The organism is Herbiconiux gentiana, assembly GCF_024978135.1.
In the GTDB taxonomy this organism is placed as follows: Bacteria; Actinomycetota; Actinomycetes; order Actinomycetales; family Microbacteriaceae; genus Herbiconiux; species Herbiconiux gentiana.
On the sequence record NZ_JANTEZ010000002.1, the window covers coordinates 51,590 to 68,770 of the forward strand.

The following is a 17,181-nucleotide window of genomic DNA, read 5'->3' on the forward strand; positions in this document are numbered from 1 at the left end:
CCGGGGTCGCACCCCGCCTGAGGGCGAGTCTCGGAGGGCAGGCCCGCCCCGATAGACTCGGCAGAGTTCCGGATGCCTGGGACACCGGTCAGGCCGATGACGTCCCGTCGGAACAATCGTGGTCCGCCGGCTCGCCGGCCTGCGGACTCCTTGCCATTGAGGAGACGCAACATGAATTCCCTAGAGCTGGGTCAGGAGTCGGACCGCCTCAACGTGGTCGTGGTCGGTCTGGGCTACATCGGCGTCACTGCCGCCGCGTGCTTGACCTCGCAGGGCCACCGCGTCGTGGGGGTCGACGTCAACGAGGAGAAGGCCGCTCGCATCAACGCAGGCATCTCGCCGATCACGGAGCCGCAGGTCGACGAACTCATCGAGGTCGCGGTGGCGAGTGGGCTGCTTCGGGCGTCGAACTCGCTGCCGTCCATGGCCGACATCGACCTCGTCGTCGTCTGCGTGGGCACGCCGAGCGCGAAGGACGGTTCGCACAACATGACGTACGTCGCCGAGTCGGCGCGCCAAATCGCGCGCGCGATCGACACCGCCGGATCCTCACGCCGGGTCACCGTCGCGTTCCGCTCCACGTTCCGGCCGGGAACGATGGACGCGCTGATCATCCCGCTCTTCTCCGACTTGCTCGGAGACCGCCTCCACGACGCCGTCGAGCTCGTCTACAACCCGGAGTTCCTCCGCGAGACCACCGCCGTCGAGGACTACTTCCACCCGCCGAAGATCGTTATCGGCACGCGGGACGGGCAGCTGTCCGAGACCATGGCCCGGTTGAACCAGGGCATCGACGCCCAGGTCTTCGACGTCAAGTTCCGAGAGGCGGAGATCACCAAGTTCGTCGACAACTCCTGGCACGCGGTGAAGGTCGCGTTCGCCAACGAGGTCGGTCGCGTGTGCGCCGCCTACGGTGTCGACGCGGACGCCGCTCACAAGATCTTCATCTCCGACACGAAGCTGAACATCTCTTCCTACTACACCCGGCCCGGTGGGGCTTTCGGCGGCTCCTGCCTGCCGAAGGACGTCCGCGCCATGCAGTACATCGCCAAGGCCGCGCACGTGGACGTCGACCTGATCAACGCGCTCAACACCTCGAACGACTCGCACGTCGAGTTCCAGGTCGACCGCGTCCGTCGGGCCGCTCCCGCCGGCTCCCGCATCCTGGTCGCCGGGCTGGCCTTCAAGGCCGGCACCGACGATATGCGGGAGAGCCCCAATGTCACCCTGACGTCACGACTCCTCGACGAGGGCTACGAGGTCCGGGTGTTCGACCCGGCGGTGCACGCCTCGTCGCTCGTCGGCCAGAACCTCGGCGACATCATGTCGGCGCTCCCCCGGCTCCGCGAGCTCCTCGTCGAGGCGGGGGAGTTCGACGAATCGCAGTTTGACCTCGTGGTGGCGAACAACGCGACGATCGACGAGCTCGGAGCACACGGTCTGCCGGTGCTCGATCTCAGGAGCATCCGAGCCTGACGGCAGAACACCTGAGCCCTGGCTGCGTGATCGCAGACCAGGGCTCAGGTGACACCGCCGGGGTGAGGGTCAGGGTCGACCCATGGCCCGATAGTCCCAGCCGGCCGATCGCCACTCCGGCGACGAGAGCACGTTGCGCCCATCGATGATGCGCTTGCCCGCGACGGCCGATTCGATGTCGGCCGGGGTCAGAGCCCGGTACTCCGACCACTCGGTCAGAAGGAGGACGATCTCGGCGTGGGCGACGGCCTCGCCCACCGATTCCACGAAGTGCAGCTGCGGATGCTTCGCCTTGGCATTCGAAATGGCGTGAGGATCGGTGGCGCTCACCACCGCACCCAGGCCGTTCAGCTGCACGGCGATGTCGAGGGCCGGAGAGTCCCGGATGTCATCTGAATCAGGCTTGAACGCGAGTCCGAGCACGGCGACCTTCTTGTCGAATGCCTGGCCTCCGAGCATCTCGACGACCATGTCGACCACCCGCTGGCGGCGTCGGAGGTTGATCGCGTCGACCTCCTTGAGGAAGGTCAGGGCCTCTCCGCGGCCGAGCTCCTCGGCCCGAGCGCCGAAGGCCCGGATGTCCTTCGGCAGGCAGCCGCCGCCGAACCCGATGCCCGCGTTGAGGAAGCGACGGCCGATCCGGGCGTCGTAGCCGATGGCGTCGGCGAGTTCCGAGACGTTCGCACCCGCGACCTCAGCGATCTCCGAGATCGCATTGATGAAGGAGATCTTCGTCGCCAGGAAGGCGTTGGCCGAGATCTTCACGAGCTCCGCCGTGGCGTAATCGGTCACGACGAGAGGCGTGCCCTCGCCGAGCGCCTTGCTGTAGACCTCGTCCAGCGCCGCCTTGGCCGTGGCGGCGAGGTCCGCGTCGTCGGAAATGCCGTAGACCAGGCGATCAGGCGAGATCGTGTCCTTCACCGCGAAACCTTCGCGAAGGAACTCGGGGTTCCAGGCGAGGTCCGCCCCGGGAACCGCCGCCTTCACCGTGGCGGCGAGCCTCGCGGCGGTGCCGACCGGCACCGTCGACTTCCCGACCACAAGGTCACCCGCCTTCAGGTGAGGGAGGAGCGCGTCGACCGCCGCGTCGACGTACGTCATGTCGGCGCTGTGCGACCCCGGCTTCTGAGGCGTGCCCACCGCGATGAAGTGGACCGTCGCGTCGGCGACCTCGGCCATGTCAGTCGAGAAGCGCAGGCGACCCGATGCCGACGCCGACGTCAGGATCTCTGGCAGCCCGGGCTCGAAGAACGGTGCCCGCCCCTCGGAGAGCGCCTCGATCTTCCGCTCGTCGACGTCGACGCCGACGACCGTGTGACCGAGCTCGGCCATCGCCGCTGCATGGACGGCGCCTAGATAACCGCAGCCGACAACCGAAATCTTCATTAGGTCATTCCATTCAAAAGTGCCCGATCACGACGTTGTGCTGCCGCCTTCATGTATAGCAGGTGCGCACGATGCCTGGCGTCGCCGCATCCCGGGAAGGCGGAGCCAACTCGGACATCCCTGGGCGCATGGGAGAATCGGGACGCGCCCGAGTTGGGGAGCACACGATCGAGAGGACCGCGCGGTGACACCCGTTCTGGAGAGACTCCACGGCAAGAAGCTGCTCCTGGCGGCCTCCACAGGCGGCCACTTGTCCCAGCTGCACCGATTGGCTGAACGGATCGAGCCGTCGGAGGACAGCCTGTGGGTGACGTTCGACAAGCCGCAGAGCCGGTCACTGCTTCAAGACGAGCGTCACCGGTTCATCCCCTACATCTCGCCGCGCGACTGGGCGGGCGTTGCGCGAGGCATGCGGACCTTCGATCGCATCCTCCGGTCTGAATCGTTCGACGCGGTGGTCAGCACCGGTGCCGCGATCGCCCTGTCGTCGCACCTGACGTCTCGGCGCCGGAGGGTGCCGACCATCTACATCGAGAGCGTCTCCCGGTTCGACGGGCCGTCAGTGACCGGGCGCATCCTCCAGCGCGTGCCGGGGATCGAGCGGTTCGCACAGCACGACGGGTATTCGCCCGATCGGTGGTCGCACGAGTTCTCGGTGCTCGACACCTACCATCGCGACGAGAGCTGGGTGGGGCCGGACATGCCGGCATCGATCTTCGTCACCCTGGGCACGATCAGCCCCTATCGTTTCGATCGGTTGGTGGAGAAGCTGCTGTCCGTCGCCCCGAAGGGAACTGAATTCGTCTGGCAGCTGGGTGTCACCGACAGGACCGATCTCCCCGGTGAGGTGCACACAGAAATGTCGGCGGAGGCGTTCTCGCGTGCGGCCCGGGAGGCAGATCTCGTCGTCACCCACGCGGGCGTCGGCACGGTCATGGGGCTGCTGGACATGAGACGGCCGAGTCTCGTCGTGCCGAGGCGTCGATCACGCAACGAACACGTCGACGACCACCAGCTGCAGATCACGCGCGAGGTGCAGCGGCGAGGCCTGGCCGCCTCGTCCGAGGTGGACGACATCGACCTCGACACCCTCCGGCAGGCGGCGGGAATCCGGGTGCAGTAACCGACCGATCAGCAGCCGGGAGTGAGGACGGCCTTCAGCCAAGCTCCGGACTGGTAGAGGAATTCGTCGGCCCAGCGGCGCGCGTCATAGTCGCGCTCGTCCGAGACGAACTGGGCACGCGCGGCCCCGTCCAGACAGCGGTCGAACAGGAGCTGCGCCCGGCTGACGTGGGTGACGGAGGTGACAACGAGCAGTGACGTCCAACCCCGTTGCTCCATGAGCCTCTCGGCCAGCCGAGCCTCGCCCTGGGTCGTGAACGGCTCCGGCGTGATGCATTCCACGGGACGGTCGGAGCGACCGAGGCAGAGATCACGGAGCCGCGTATGCTCCTGGTCGTCCTCCACCCCTTCCGGAACCGAGATGACGAGATTCGTCGCGAGCCCGTCATCCATCAGGGTCTGAGCCGTCTCCAGCCGCTGCACCGTGGGCGGCCCCAACACGAGCACGGCGTCGGCTTTGGTCGGGTCGGAGAGGTCAGGGAAGACGATCAGTCGAACTGCGACGACGAACAGCGCCAGCACGAGCGCCGAACCGATTCCGGCCGCCACGCAGATGAGGACGGATGGACGTCGACGGGCTGGGGTCATCCGGCGTCGACGGCTCCGTCCAGACCCTCTTCGGCGTAGAGCTCCTCCTCGAGGACGAGCTCCTCGACCGCAGGGTCCTCGGCGGCGTACGGATCGGGCTGGGGTTCGGGTCTTGGATTCCGGCTCACGTCGAGAACATATCAGCAGGCCCGGCGCCTCCCACGCGTTAGGAGTGAACAGCCATGCTGCCGGCACGCGGCGCTCCCGATGGGATACTGGGTTCCATGCCTGATGTGACAGTTGTCGGAGGTGGGCCGAACGGGCTGGCAGCGGCCGTCACGATGGCGCGTGCGGGGCTCGATGTCGAGGTCCTCGAGAGAGGTGCAACACTCGGCGGCGGAGCCCGGACCGTGCCCCTCACCCTGCCGGGGTTCCTGCACGACGTCGGCTCGGCCGTTCATCCCATGGGACTTGCCTCCCCGTTCTTCCGAGCCTTCGAACTCGACCGACGCGTTGACTTCCTGGTGCCCGACGTCTCCTACGTGCACCCGCTGCCCGATGCACCCGCGGGCGTGGCCTACCGAGACCTGGATAAGACGGCCGCACAGCTCGGCCCGGACGGGCCGGCCTGGCGACGCTTGTTCGCTCCGCTGGTCGAGAGGATCGACGGAGTCACCGACTTCACGGCTAACCAGCTCCTGCGCGTGCCTCGAGACCCCGTCACCGCCGTCCGGTTCGGGCTGCGGACTCTGGAGCAGGGGACCGTGCTGTGGAACCGTCGATTCCGGGGCACGACCGCCACCGCCATGCTCAGCGGGGTGAGCGCTCATTCCATCGGTCGCATGCCATCCCTCGCGTCAGCCGGTGCGGGCATGGTACTGGCCGCCCACGCTCACGCCCGCGGATGGCCCATTCCGGTGGGTGGCAGCCAGGCCATCGTCCGCGCATTGGAGGACGACCTGATCGCGCACGGTGGACGGGTGACGACGGGAGTCGAGGTGCGCGACCTGCGGGCATTGAGCTCGAGCCGAGCGGTGCTCCTGGACGTCTCGGCGTCCGCCCTGGCGGATATCGCCGGACCTGCCCTTCCGGACGGGTACAAGGCGCGCCTGCGCCGCTTCGCCTACGGTGACGGGGTCGCGAAGGTCGACTTCGCGCTGTCCGGTCCCGTTCCCTGGTCTGATCCCGAGGCGAGGCTCTCCCCCACCCTTCACCTCGGCGGATCCCGGAAGGACATCGCCCGGTCGGAAGCACAGGTCGCCTCTGGCCACGAGCCGGACGAACCCTACGTGCTGGTGTCACAGCCCACCGTCCTCGACCCTTCCCGTGCGCCGTCGGGGCAGCACGTCCTCTGGGCGTACATCCACGTGCCGCGCGGTTCGACGCTCGATCCGACCGAGCTGATCACGCGCATGGTCGAGCGGTCCGCCCCGGGGTTCCGCGATCTCGTTCTCGCGTCGGCCGCGATGTCCGCCTCGCAGCTGCAGGAGTACGATCCGAACTTCGTCGGGGGAGACATCTCCTCGGGCGCCCTGTCGATCCTTCAGATGGCCGTGCGGCCGACCCTCTCGCACCGCCCGTGGCGCACACCCGGGACGGGGTTGTACCTGGCGTCGTCGTCGACTCCCCCAGCGACCGGGGTGCACGGGCTCTCGGGCTTCTACGCCGCTCGAACGGCATTGAAGGACATGTTCGGCCTGCGCGTCCCCGAACTGGGAATCGACGGGCCCCTGAAGCGGCCCCGGGAGGCCCGGCCGTGATGTAGGGTCGGACCACGCTCCTTTGGGTTGGAGCGCGAAGCATCTGGACGGACTTTGGGGGTCTGAACCATGCGCAGGACGATTCCGCGACGAATTTTTCTCGCCGGGTCTGGTCTTGCCGTGCTCGGTTTTGCCGACTTAGCGAACGGACTTGTCGCCTATGCGGCGGGTCCGCAGAACTCGGCGCTGGCCGCGGTCTCCGGGACGTCGGCAGACGCAGCGGGCGCCATCAACGACTACCTGCGCTCCAAGACGGGCGCGGTCGCGTTGACCGGCGACTACTTCATCGATTCGGTGATCGAGATCCCCGCGGCGATCTCCTCCTTCGAATTGACCGCGGGGTCGCGGCTCAAGGTGCGGGGCGACCACACCGCGCTGTCGCGCACCGGCACGATCGTGTACCGCGAACAGCTGAAGACCGCCATGACGAAGGGCAAGACCGCGATCACCGTCGGACAACCGACGGCGTATCGCGCGAACGACTACGTCCTCCTCGCCGGTGACGACACCACCTCCGGAACGACGGATCGGTACGGTTACCTCCGACGGGTCACAAGTGTCTCCGGAACGACCGTGAATCTCGACAAGGCGCTCCCCCGGACCGTCCAGATCAAACCCCGTGTCGCAGCGGTGACCCTCTCCCGCCCGCTCAAGATCTTCGGCGGCGGTGAGATCTTCCACACGGCACCCATGTCCAGCAGTTCACCACTGATCCGGATGATGGCCGTCGACACCCCGCAGGTCCTCGGCCTCATCGTGCACGACAACGGGGCGGCGGGGGTCTGGATCGCCCACTGTCGAAACGGCGTGGTCGATTGCACCATCAGCGATCTGCTCGATGACGAGGCGAACGACAAATTCGGCTACGGCGTCAACGTCGTCGGATCGACCCGGGGCTTGACCGTTCGCGGAACGATCTCCCGGGTCAGGCACGCGGTGACCACCAACTCCGGCCCGTTCATCAGTGTCCTCGGAGCGGCCGGGGAACCCGAGGACTGCCGCTTCGAGTGCATCGCGTTGGACTGCACCGACAAGTCGGTCGACACCCACCGCCTCGGCTGGAACACGACGATCGTGCCGAACGTCACCGGAGGCCGGGGAGGCGTGCAGGTGCGGGCGGACAACACCAAGATCGTTGGCGGAACCATCGTGGGATCGGCGGGGCCCGGCATCTCCGTGCATCCCATGGTTGCCGTGGCGCCGACGGTCACCGGTACGGCGATCAGCAACCTGAAGCCGTCGGGGAGCGCGATCCTAGCGGATTCACCCGTCTCCGTGAAGGATGTGGCCATCCGCGACAGCTACGGCGTCCACATCGTCCTGTCGTCCAATTCTACCGTCATCGGCGGATCGATCCTCGCCGGCGGCGCTGTGGCCGTACGGTTCCGTGGCAGCAACAACAGCGTGACCGACATCCAATGCGGCAACAACATCACCACTCCCTACACGGAGGATCCGGGCGCGACGCACAACGTCTTCCGCATGTCGACCACCGCCCCGGAGCCAATGGCGGCGCCGGTCGCGACGAAGCCGCCGAGCATCTCCGGAACGTTCGCCGTCGGCAACCAGCTCTCAGTCGACGACGGCACCTGGACCATCGGGCCGCTCACCATGGCATTTACCTGGATGCGCGACGGGGTCCCGATCTCCAATGCGACCAACCGCACCTACCGCACGTACGACGTCGTCAGCGCGGACCTGGGCAAGACGCTCACCGTCGTCGTCACAGCCCGGCGCGCCGGCTATGCCGACGGAACGGCGACCAGTGCTCCGACCGCCACCATCGCCGCCGGACTCGCCTTGGTTCCCGTCACCGTGCCTGTTCTCTCGGGAACCCCGAAGCCCGGCCAGACGCTGACCGTCACCCGTGGCACATGGGATCCGAGCGCTCAGAACACCAGCTGCAAATGGTTCGCGAACGGTGTCGCGAACGGCAGCACGGGCACGACCTATCTCGTGAAGTCGAGCGACGTCGGAAAGCTGATCACCGTCGCCGTCACGGCGACCAGGACCGGTTGGACTACGGCAACATTCACCGCCGTCGGCCTTTCCATCGTCGCTTGACGGTCAGGCCTGGTCGTTGTCGTCGAACCCCTTGACGATCCAGAAGTCCTTCGTCGAGCGCTGACGCACGCTCGAGAGCATGGTCTTCGGTGATGAGTTGACGAGGCCCAGCAGGAGATAGCGAAGCTTCGCGATCGGCGACCGGGCAGCGTGATACCGGATGCGGCTGGCTGAGAGCCGTATGAAGCGGCGATCCGCGAGGGTCAGATTGCTCCGGTGCTTGTCGAGATAGGCCTCGAGCCCCGCCGCCCGGGACAGCGTGCGGCCGGTCAGCTGACCGGACTCATGCTTGCGCTGCAGCACGTTGGCTTCCTGGCACACGGCATAACTCAGCCCGCAGAGCAGGAAGCGGAAGAAGAAGTCCCCGTCGTTCTTTACCATGAGCTGCTCGTCGAACCCACCGACGCGGTCGAAGGCCCGCCGGCTGACCAAGATGTTCGAGCCGGTGACGCCAGGGTTTTCGGCTGCCGCCGCCTTCGCCGGGAGGCCGGGCTTGATCCTCAGCCCCGGCGCGGTCTGACTCCCCCGGAACATCTCTATCCACGTGACCACCGCATCCGGACGGTGCTGGTCGAACTCCGCAGTCGCGCTCTCGAGGTACTCGGGAGTCCACTTGTCGTCATCGTCCAGGAAGGCAATGAGCTCCTCGCGGGCGTGGGCCGCTCCGAGATTGCGTGAGCTCGAGGCGCCCCGGCCGTCCACATTCCTGACGAAACGCACGGGAACCGACGAACCTGCTCCGACCCGCTCGCAGAGGTCCGCGGTTGGTGCATCTTCCACGTCCGAGACGACGACGATCTCCGATACCGGCGTGGTCTGCGTCAGGACCGATCGGAGTGCTTCCTCGAGGAACTCGGGACGCTGGTGGGTCGGGATGACGCAGCTGACCGCTGTGCTCATGCCGCGTACATCCAGGCTTTGATCGCGCCCATCGCATCGTCCTGCTCGGCGATCTTGCGCTGCAGCAGCGCCGCCATCTGTTCTCGGCGCGCTGCCGCGTCGGAGATGGCATCCGCCATCGCTGCGGCGATTCCGGCGGCGGTGGGCTCGGCGTAGATCGCGCCGTCGCCGAAGTAGTCCTTCAGAACGACCATGGGGCTCGTCACCAGCGGCGTGGTCGCTTCCAGCGCCTCGTACCCGGACCGCTGCATGGTGTCCTCCGCCGTGGTGATCGCTCCGACCACACTGGCGCCGGCGCGAAGGCGCTCATAGTCGGGGCGCGTCGCGAAGCCGCTGAAGACGATGTTCGGCGGCGCTGAGTCGCGGGCCTGCTGCGGAGCCTTGCCCGTCAGCACCCAGAGCATGTCCGGCTTCAGCCGAGCCGCCTCGATGATCTCCTCTACCGGTTCGTCGTACGCCCAGGCCAGGGGAATGAGAACGTAGGGGCGACCCGCCGTCACCATGAGCGCTGGGTCGTCGAACGACCCGTCCGCCGGCGCGACGAAGTCCCGCAGATACCCGTGGCACTGCAGCACGGTCGCCCCCGCTGCGCGGGCGCGCCGGGCGAGCGGTTCGTTCGTGACGATGACGCGGTTGCCCTTGCGTCTGGCTATCCGCAGGATCCAGGGAGTCGCCCATGACCAACGCGGGTCGTCGAATGCACCGGTGTGCATGTCGGCGGCGAGGCGGGCCCCCGTCCTGAGGCTGTAGAGCCATGCCCGAAACAGCGAGAAGAACGGAGGCTGCATCACGAGCACCACCGACGGGCGCTTCTCCGCGAGCATCCGCCCGGTCATCCGCCACTGCCTGGCGTACCGGCGGGGCAGCGACAGGCCCTTGCCACCGTGGATGTACACGCCCTCGATGCCGAGCCCCTCGGCCATCCCCGCGCTTCGTCCGTTGAACTCGACCCAGCTCAAATAGACGGGAGGCCCCGACGGCCTGGCCTTCACAGTGCCTCTCCGCGGTCTCCGCGGCAGGTCGTGGTCATCGAATGCATGGCTTTCCCCTTCGTCATGTTTTTGCGCTCGCCGCGCACCGCAGGGCAGTGAGATCTTTTCAGTGCCCGGTTGCGGCTACGCGGCACGCGCGGGATCGGCAGCCACGGGTGTCGGGACACCTCGTTTTCGGGTGACGACGTCTTTCAGCACGTCACGTGCAGACCTCTTGTCCGCGAGGGCGAGGCCGCCGAGGATCCAGAGGGGACCCGCGGCGTCGAGGCCTCCGGCGGTCTCGGACACCATCGCCACGAGCACGGCCGCGGTCAGCGCCACGCCGGGAAGAGTCGCACCGGCACCGATGCCTCGGAGCAGCAGCCAGCCTAGGAGCAGGATGCCGAACCAGCCAAGGGCGGTCAGGAAGATCGCCGCCAGGCTCTCGCCGGCACCCGATTCGCTCCCGTCCAGGCCTGCTTGGTTGACCGAGTTGCCGACGAGACCGAACCCACCTCCGAACGGATGGGTGAGCGCATAGGTGATGCCGTAGAGGAATCCGTCGGCGTGACGGCCGCTCTGCCCCTGCTGGGCGAACTCGGAGTAGGCGACCGCGCCCAGCACAACTCCGACGAGGATGAAGGCCAGACGACCCGAGTACTTGGTCAGGAACGGCTGCACAATGGCAAGTCCGAGCACGACGATCCCGCCGCGCCCCAGCGAGGCGAAGGTCATCCCGGCGAAAAGGAATGCCAGGATGATGAACAGGGGCCCGCGCTTGAGAGAGGAGAACCGCAACCAGATGAAGCCGCTCGCCGCCAGGATCCCGAAGGACGGCGGATTGAGGACGAGGCCACCGACCCTGGACAGCACCGTGCCATCGGACAGGAAGTAGCGGTAGGCGGCCGGGAGACCGTTCTCGCGGATATTGGTGTTCGAATAGGCGTTCAGGTCGCTGGCACTCGCAGGATCGATCGGCCGCACTCCCGTGAGCTCGAGCACGCCGTAGAGAGCGCCGATAGCGATGAAGGTGATGACGACGGGGGATGCCCGCCGCAGCTCCTCGCGGTCGACCACCATGCCGAACATCAGCAGGATCGCCGGCACACCCATCTGGCGCAGCTGGTAGACGCCGATGGAGGTATCGGTCGAACGGAGGAAGGCCACCGCGAGGAACGCGACGAACACGAGGATGAAGACGAGCACGCCTGCCCGCTGTTGACTGCGGGTCATCAAGCGGATGACGATGTACAGCGCGATGCCGATCAAGACCGAGTCGTCCAGCCAGAGGGCGATCGGGCTGCCGGTCAGCGCTCCGAGCGACCGCTGGACGGCAGACGCTCCGACGAGCAGTCCGATGAGAAGGACCGGCTTGTTCGCGAGAGCCGCTAGCACCGAAGAGAGGCCGACCAGCGCGACCAGCACTGAGACAATCCCATCAGGGCCCGCACTCACGGCGGCGAGAGTCACCACGGGGACGGCGAGCACCGCGCACGCCGTAAGGACGACGTCGCGCAGGGACATGTGTTCCCGCATTCTCGTTCCAGCCATGTTCCCTCCGCCTCTCAGTGTAGGTGAAAGAGGCGCCGCACGATTCCGGCGGGCTCCCGGCTCGTCCGCAGCACGATGGTGTTGTTGTCCGCCTTCTCGGCCTCGACCACCGCCACCGTCGAGCGCGTGTCGGTCGTGACCTCGCGCACCGAGTTGTTGTCGCCGAGGATGCGGACCCCGACCTCGCCACCGCGTCGGATGGTCAGACCGTCGATGCTCGAATCGCTCCGCAGCTCGACCGCAGGTCCAGGAGTGTCCGAGATGGAGCAGTCCCGGATGTGAGCCGGCCCGCGACAGCGGATTCCGGTGCCGTCGGTGACGTCGGTGATCGTGACGCCCTCGATGGATGGCGGCACACGCACGACGCTCGCCACGGTGATGCCGGAGACGGTCGTTCCGCTCACCGAGCCTCCGAGAACCCGCACGTTGTCCGCGCGGACCTGCACGCCCCCGGCGCCACCGGCGACGTCGGGGATCATCGTGATTCCCCACCCCAACCGGTGGGTGTCGATGGCTTTGTTCGAGCAATCCTCCGCCCGGGGAGCAAAGGTGCAGTCCTCAGGCTCTCCCGCACTGCCCACGCCCTCGATGGGACTGCCGGCGTTCGTCGTCACTGCGTGGCGCACCCTGGTCATGAATCCTCCGACGAACACGTCCCGCGTCGAACCCGACACATTCACTCCGTAGCCGAAGTAGTCTTTGCCGTCGTCGAGGAGATCACGGACCGTGCACTCGATGCGTCCGCCACGGCAATGGGCGACCGTCACGCCGATGCCTCCGTTCGAGTGGACGTCTATTCCCGAGACGATCGGCTGATCGACTGCTCGCAGAGTGACCAGCGACTTCTTGCCCGATCGCGGGTCGAGGTTGTAGACCTCGCCCGCTCCGTCGATGACGACCGGCGGCGCGAGAGTCACGCTCGAGGTGCGCGGAGACTTGTCGATCGTGCGGGGCAGGGGCCGATCTATGTTGACGGTGCCACCGTCGATCGAGGTGACCCGCCGCAGGTACCCGTACTTGTCCGAGGAACCGGCCACCTTGTTGTCACCCGACAACAGCAGGTACTCGTCCACCTCGTAGCGGTCCGCATGGTCGGTTCGGAAGGACACCGCGCCCTCCTCCATGGTGTGGCCGGTCTTCTCCCGGAGCTCGATCGATCCCGAACGGGCCAATCCCGAGTGACTGCCTCGAACCTTGATCGCACTGCCCGCCGCGAAGGTCAGGTGGGCGAGCGATTCGGGGAGTTCAACTGCGGCGTCCGTCACGAAGCGGCCGTCGATCGTCGCCCGCGACCCTGCCCGCTCCAGGAACGCATTGAGAGCCGGTGCGGCGTCGAGGTCGCTCCCGTCCAGCTCACGTAGCACGGGGTCATCGGACGTTCGCACTCCGGGACGCCCGAGCAACGACCCGCCCGTCGCGAGTTCGAGCGAGACCATGCCGGCCAGACCGGCCGCTACGGTGGCCGCACCGCCGCCCGCGACGAGGAGGAACGAACGTCGGGTCAGGCCCGGTGCCGTCATACGGTTCTGATTCACTGTGCCCCTCCGTCTGCCATTCAACACAGTGAATGTTTCCAATGACATCTCGAACGCTGGGAATCAGCCTGCGTTCGCCGCCCAAAAGCTCTGCGGCGTTTAGACGCCCACCTCCCTGCGACCGCTCGGGCGGTCGTCCGCGCGGGTGCGGCTGATCCACCGCACGAGCGCCACGGCCTGACTGACCAGATACGCGGCCCCGACGAGGCCCCCGACGATGATGATCGTCAGCTTGATGCCGTTCTCCACCTCGAGCGGGAGCGAGATCGACAGCAGCCAGGCGCACAGTGCCAGAAGGGGCACTCCGACGGACGCCATGACGATCCAGGCCCGTGGCGACAGGTGCGGTGCGCGAACACCCCGGTCGCGCAGCCAGGCCACCGCGAGACCCCAGGGCACGAAGGCCGCGTAGGCGACGACGTTGGTAGTGAACAAGATGTTCATCATCACCAGCACCCCCACGTGGAAGACCGCCGCGAAGGAGATGAGGATGCGGAATGCGCGCCAATTGATCACCGAGAGGAGGATGCCGCCTTCAAGAAGGATCGTGATCCAATCGAGCGGCTCCCAAAAGACCGGTGTCGTGATGTTGCCGAACAGCGGCGCGAAGGCCGCATCCCGGCCGTCGATCAGCAATTCGTACCAGTAGTGGCCCTCCGTCGCCTGAGTGCCGGGGCGCAGCCATCCGCCCAGTACTTTCGGGGCAGCAGCCGTCGCGAAGCCGACGCCGATCAGTAGCGCGAGGAGCCGCATGGGCCACTGACGAGGCGGCCGCGCGGCGTCTGACACGGAGGAGTCGATGGAGTACGCACTCCCCCACCCCGCCCAGACCACGAGCAGCGCGACCAGCGGCAGGAAGATCGTGTGATCGATCTTGCCGAAGCTGTAACTGAGACCGAACAGCACGATCATCAGCAACCCGGCTGCGATCGATGCAACGCGAGTGACGACACCGAACACCACGAGCGCGAGGGCTAGCGCCAGAGCGAGTTCCAGGGCCACAAGCACGCCAAGGGGCGGCAGGGCGTCCAGCAGTCGGAACGGCCCGGGTGGGGGGTTAAAGAACGACTCGGGGTAGGAAGAGAGGAACTGCGCGTTCGGGAGTAGCGCCAAGGCGGCGATGCCGAAGACGATGCGGTACACGCCGAGATCGCGCGTGGTGAACGGTCCGCTGAGAACCCAGCGATCGAAGGCCTTCATCGGGCACCCTCTGTCAGGTCGATGACCACCGTCTTCGTGATCTCGTCGGTCGTCTCCGTCGCGCCCGTGATGTCGATGCGGCGATCCGTCCAATCGACCGTCATGCCGACCGGCTCACGCCCAGGAAACATGCGCGCAAGGTCCCCACGGAGCCATTTGACGGTGTCAGGTGCCGTGGCGCGATCCTCCAAGAAGAACGCCGACTTGAACACCGACTTGTCGAGAAGCTTGGAGTCGGGAAGGACATCCTCGAAGGGGATCTCCTCGCTCGCTCCGTCGTCGAACTCTACGTGAACAACCGGAATCTGGGCTTTGAGGATGTCACCCGTCAGGGGCGTGCCCGCGAAGCTCGGCTGGAACACGCCCGGATAGGGCTGATCGAACTGCCGCTGAAAGAGCAGCTGGGCAGGGAGGAGCAGGATCGCCAGCGCAAAAATCAGCCTGAGCGCGATGCGCACTCCACGATTGCTGTCGCGGCGGCGGTCACCTCGGAGCGACCGACGGCGATCGCCTTCTTCGTCTCGCACTGCGTCCCCCTCTGATGCCTTCCCACGAACCCGTCGGTGGCTCGGTCGGCCCCAGAAGTTTACCGGGCAGGCATCGGTGACATCCGCCGATGCGTACCCCCCTTTTTGGGCCGAGCCAGGTACTCAGGTTTGGACTAGACCGTCGAGCCGATCCCAGATCTCATCGCGTAGAGCGGTGGTGAAGGTGACGGTCAGGTGATGATCGTCCCGGTAGACCAGGGTGTCGTCGATGATCGGCGGGCACCAGCGGTCGTTGCAGAGGTAGGGGTTGAGGTCGAGGAAGGCCGCGCCCGTGTCGGACGCGACGCGGCTCTCGGCGTCGAACGAGAGCCGGTCGATGGCGGCGGACGGTGCGCGACCGCAGTAGTTGGCGTCGTCTAGGTGGGCGGACAGGCAGATAGAGGGCGTCAGCCCCATCGTCGCCGTCTCGCCGACAACGACGGTCTGCGACGCGTCCGGCAACGACGTGATGGTCGTACGCAGCCCGGATGCCCAGTAGCTAGTGAAATCCTCGGTTCCGTGAGCCACATCAATCTCCCGCGCGAAGTTCGCGAGGATGATGACCTCGGGCGGATCGGCGTTGAGGCGGTCGATGACGCCTTGGCGCCAGGTGTCGCACTCGGGGTACGGCTCGCTGTTCAGCAGACTATCGACCGTCACGGAGTTGCAGGAGCTCTTCGTGTACGACGTCAGTCGGATGCGGCCCTCCTCCGCCAAGGCCGCGAGCGGTGGGTACCACTGAGCCGCGTGGGAGTCACCGAACAGCGCCACGGTCGGGCCTGAGTCACCGACCTCGCAGCCGGCCACCGACATCTCGTCGAAATCGAGGTGGCATCCGCTGTCGTAGATGGCGGGATTATCCTCGCTCGCGTCCTCAAGGGCCGGTCGCAGGTTGACGGGCACGAAGTCAGTTCCCTCCGGCGATGTCCGCGCGACGTACCCGGGGGCAGTCTCGCCGCTCGTCAGCCGAAGCTGTGCGACGACGGCCATGCCTCCCCCGCACGTCGCCACAATGACGGCGGACGCTGTCAGCGCGGCCACGAGGGTGCGCCGAGGACGCGCTCCGGCCAGGAACTTCTGAGTGCGGAACGGGTTCTCCACGAAGGTAAAGAGCAGCCACCCGATCGGTACGCAGGCTACGGCGAGCGCGACGGTCGCCCACAGCGGCAGCGGAGACCGTTCCCCGATCGCGGCCTGGGTCAGTAGCAGCACCGGCCAGTGCACGAGATACAGCGAGTAAGAGATCATGCCGATGAAGACCAGCGGCCGCAACGACAGCAGGCCAGCCGGACTCCACGCACGCGTGCCGGCGCCCCCGATGATGACGAGTGCGGTCGCCACGACCGGGATGGCAGCGTTGTATCCCGGGAACGATGTGTTCTCGTTGAAACTGAAGCAGACCCAACCGATGGCCACGAGTCCGATCCAACCGGCAATGCCCGCGGCGCGACCCCGGATCGCGCGTGGGTTCGCGTTCACGAGGAAAGCGACCAATCCCCCGACGCCGAGTTCCCAGGCGCGGGTCGGAAGGGAGAAGAACGCCCAGGGCTGATCGGAACGGGTCAACAGCACGCACAGGGCGAACGAGACAACGACGAGCATCGCCACCACCGCGGCCAGCCTCCGCGGCGACCTCCGGACGAGGAGGAATCCGAGCGCCAGCACCGCCGGCCAGAAGATGTAGAACTGCTCTTCGATGCCCAGAGACCAGAAGTGTTGGAAGAGCGAAGGCGTGGTCTCGCTGAGGTAGCTGGTGCCGGTCGCCGCGAAGAAGTAGTTCGGGAGGTACAGCGCAGTGGCGATCGCGCCCTGGAACATGGCCTTGAGTTGGAGTGGCGGGAGCCAGATCACGCTGCCGATCACGGTCAGGATGACCACGAGCAGCGAGGCGGGCAGGATGCGGCGGGCTCTCCGGGCGTAGAACTCCGCGAAGCCCACCCGGCCCGTCGACACAAGCGATCGTAACAAGTGACTCGTGATGAGGAATCCGGAGATCACGAAGAAGATGTCGACCCCGACATAGCCGCCCGTGATGAATGGCAAGTGGGCATGGTAGAGCAGTACGGCACCGACCGCTATGGCTCGGAGTCCCTGAATATCGCCCCGGAACCCTTCACGGGGAACCGCACGGCGTTCCGCGGTCATCGCCACGGCCTCAGAC

General features: G+C 66.7%; 14 protein-coding genes. 4 read left to right on the forward strand and 10 right to left on the reverse strand.

Features of this window, described 5'->3' with window-relative positions; translation table 11 throughout:
- Positions 1 to 171: 171 nt before the first annotated feature.
- On the forward strand, positions 172 to 1,476 hold the full coding sequence (locus NVV95_RS03985; RefSeq protein ID WP_259485257.1) for a nucleotide sugar dehydrogenase: 1,305 nt from the start codon (positions 172 to 174) through the stop codon (positions 1,474 to 1,476).
- Between the two features lie 69 nt (positions 1,477 to 1,545).
- Here NVV95_RS03985 and NVV95_RS03990 read toward each other — a convergent pair whose 3' ends face one another.
- Positions 1,546 to 2,862, reverse strand: coding sequence for a UDP-glucose dehydrogenase family protein (locus NVV95_RS03990; RefSeq protein WP_259485258.1), 1,317 nt, complete (start codon positions 2,860 to 2,862; stop codon positions 1,546 to 1,548).
- Between the two features lie 19 nt (positions 2,863 to 2,881).
- Between NVV95_RS03990 and NVV95_RS03995 the strand changes: the two genes are divergently transcribed.
- Positions 2,882 to 3,985 (forward strand): glycosyltransferase, encoded by a 1,104-nt coding sequence (locus tag NVV95_RS03995; protein WP_259485259.1) that lies wholly within the window; start codon positions 2,882 to 2,884, stop codon positions 3,983 to 3,985.
- A gap of 8 nt (positions 3,986 to 3,993) precedes the next feature.
- Here the strand turns inward: NVV95_RS03995 and NVV95_RS04000 are convergent, their stop codons facing one another.
- The gene (locus NVV95_RS04000) at positions 3,994 to 4,533 is read right to left on the reverse strand and encodes a YdcF family protein (RefSeq protein WP_259485260.1); all 540 of its coding nucleotides are present in this window, start codon (positions 4,531 to 4,533) and stop codon (positions 3,994 to 3,996) included.
- Between the two features lie 35 nt (positions 4,534 to 4,568).
- Complete coding sequence (locus tag NVV95_RS04005; RefSeq protein WP_259485261.1) at positions 4,569 to 4,700, reverse strand: hypothetical protein; 132 nt, start codon at positions 4,698 to 4,700, stop codon at positions 4,569 to 4,571.
- A 96-nt stretch (positions 4,701 to 4,796) separates the two neighbouring features.
- Between NVV95_RS04005 and NVV95_RS04010 the strand changes: the two genes are divergently transcribed.
- Together NVV95_RS04010 and NVV95_RS04015 are read left to right on the forward strand one after the other, a co-directional pair.
- On the forward strand, positions 4,797 to 6,272 hold the full coding sequence (locus NVV95_RS04010) for a phytoene desaturase family protein (protein ID WP_259485831.1): 1,476 nt from the start codon (positions 4,797 to 4,799) through the stop codon (positions 6,270 to 6,272).
- 69 nt (positions 6,273 to 6,341) lie between these two features.
- Positions 6,342 to 8,336: a hypothetical protein gene (locus NVV95_RS04015; protein ID WP_259485262.1), complete on the forward strand. Its 1,995-nt coding sequence runs from the start codon at positions 6,342 to 6,344 to the stop codon at positions 8,334 to 8,336.
- 3 nt (positions 8,337 to 8,339) lie between these two features.
- On the opposite strand, the gene NVV95_RS04020 is transcribed toward NVV95_RS04015, so the two are convergent.
- The 7 genes from NVV95_RS04020 to NVV95_RS04050 form a co-directional block, all read right to left on the reverse strand.
- A complete protein-coding gene (locus tag NVV95_RS04020; RefSeq protein ID WP_259485263.1) occupies positions 8,340 to 9,236 on the reverse strand; it encodes a glycosyltransferase family 2 protein in 897 nt (298 codons plus the stop codon).
- Complete coding sequence (locus NVV95_RS04025; protein WP_259485264.1) at positions 9,233 to 10,159, reverse strand: glycosyltransferase; 927 nt, start codon at positions 10,157 to 10,159, stop codon at positions 9,233 to 9,235. Before NVV95_RS04025 ends, NVV95_RS04020 begins: the two co-directional genes overlap by 4 nt.
- Positions 10,160 to 10,351: 192 nt before the next feature.
- Complete coding sequence (locus NVV95_RS04030) at positions 10,352 to 11,731, reverse strand: hypothetical protein (RefSeq protein ID WP_259485265.1); 1,380 nt, start codon at positions 11,729 to 11,731, stop codon at positions 10,352 to 10,354.
- 41 nt (positions 11,732 to 11,772) lie between these two features.
- Positions 11,773 to 13,278, reverse strand: a complete 1,506-nt coding sequence (locus tag NVV95_RS04035; protein ID WP_259485266.1) for a hypothetical protein — start codon at positions 13,276 to 13,278, stop codon at positions 11,773 to 11,775.
- A 114-nt stretch (positions 13,279 to 13,392) separates the two neighbouring features.
- The gene (locus NVV95_RS04040) at positions 13,393 to 14,493 is read right to left on the reverse strand and encodes an HTTM domain-containing protein (RefSeq protein ID WP_259485267.1); all 1,101 of its coding nucleotides are present in this window, start codon (positions 14,491 to 14,493) and stop codon (positions 13,393 to 13,395) included.
- Positions 14,490 to 15,020 carry a tudor domain-containing protein gene (locus NVV95_RS04045; RefSeq protein ID WP_259485268.1) on the reverse strand — a complete coding sequence of 177 codons (531 nt, stop codon included), beginning with the start codon at positions 15,018 to 15,020 and terminating at the stop codon, positions 14,490 to 14,492. Before NVV95_RS04045 ends, NVV95_RS04040 begins: the two co-directional genes overlap by 4 nt.
- 123 nt (positions 15,021 to 15,143) lie before the next feature.
- Entirely contained in the window at positions 15,144 to 17,165 is a 2,022-nt protein-coding gene (locus NVV95_RS04050; protein ID WP_259485269.1) for an acyltransferase family protein, read from the reverse strand.
- Positions 17,166 to 17,181: the final 16 nt, after the last annotated feature.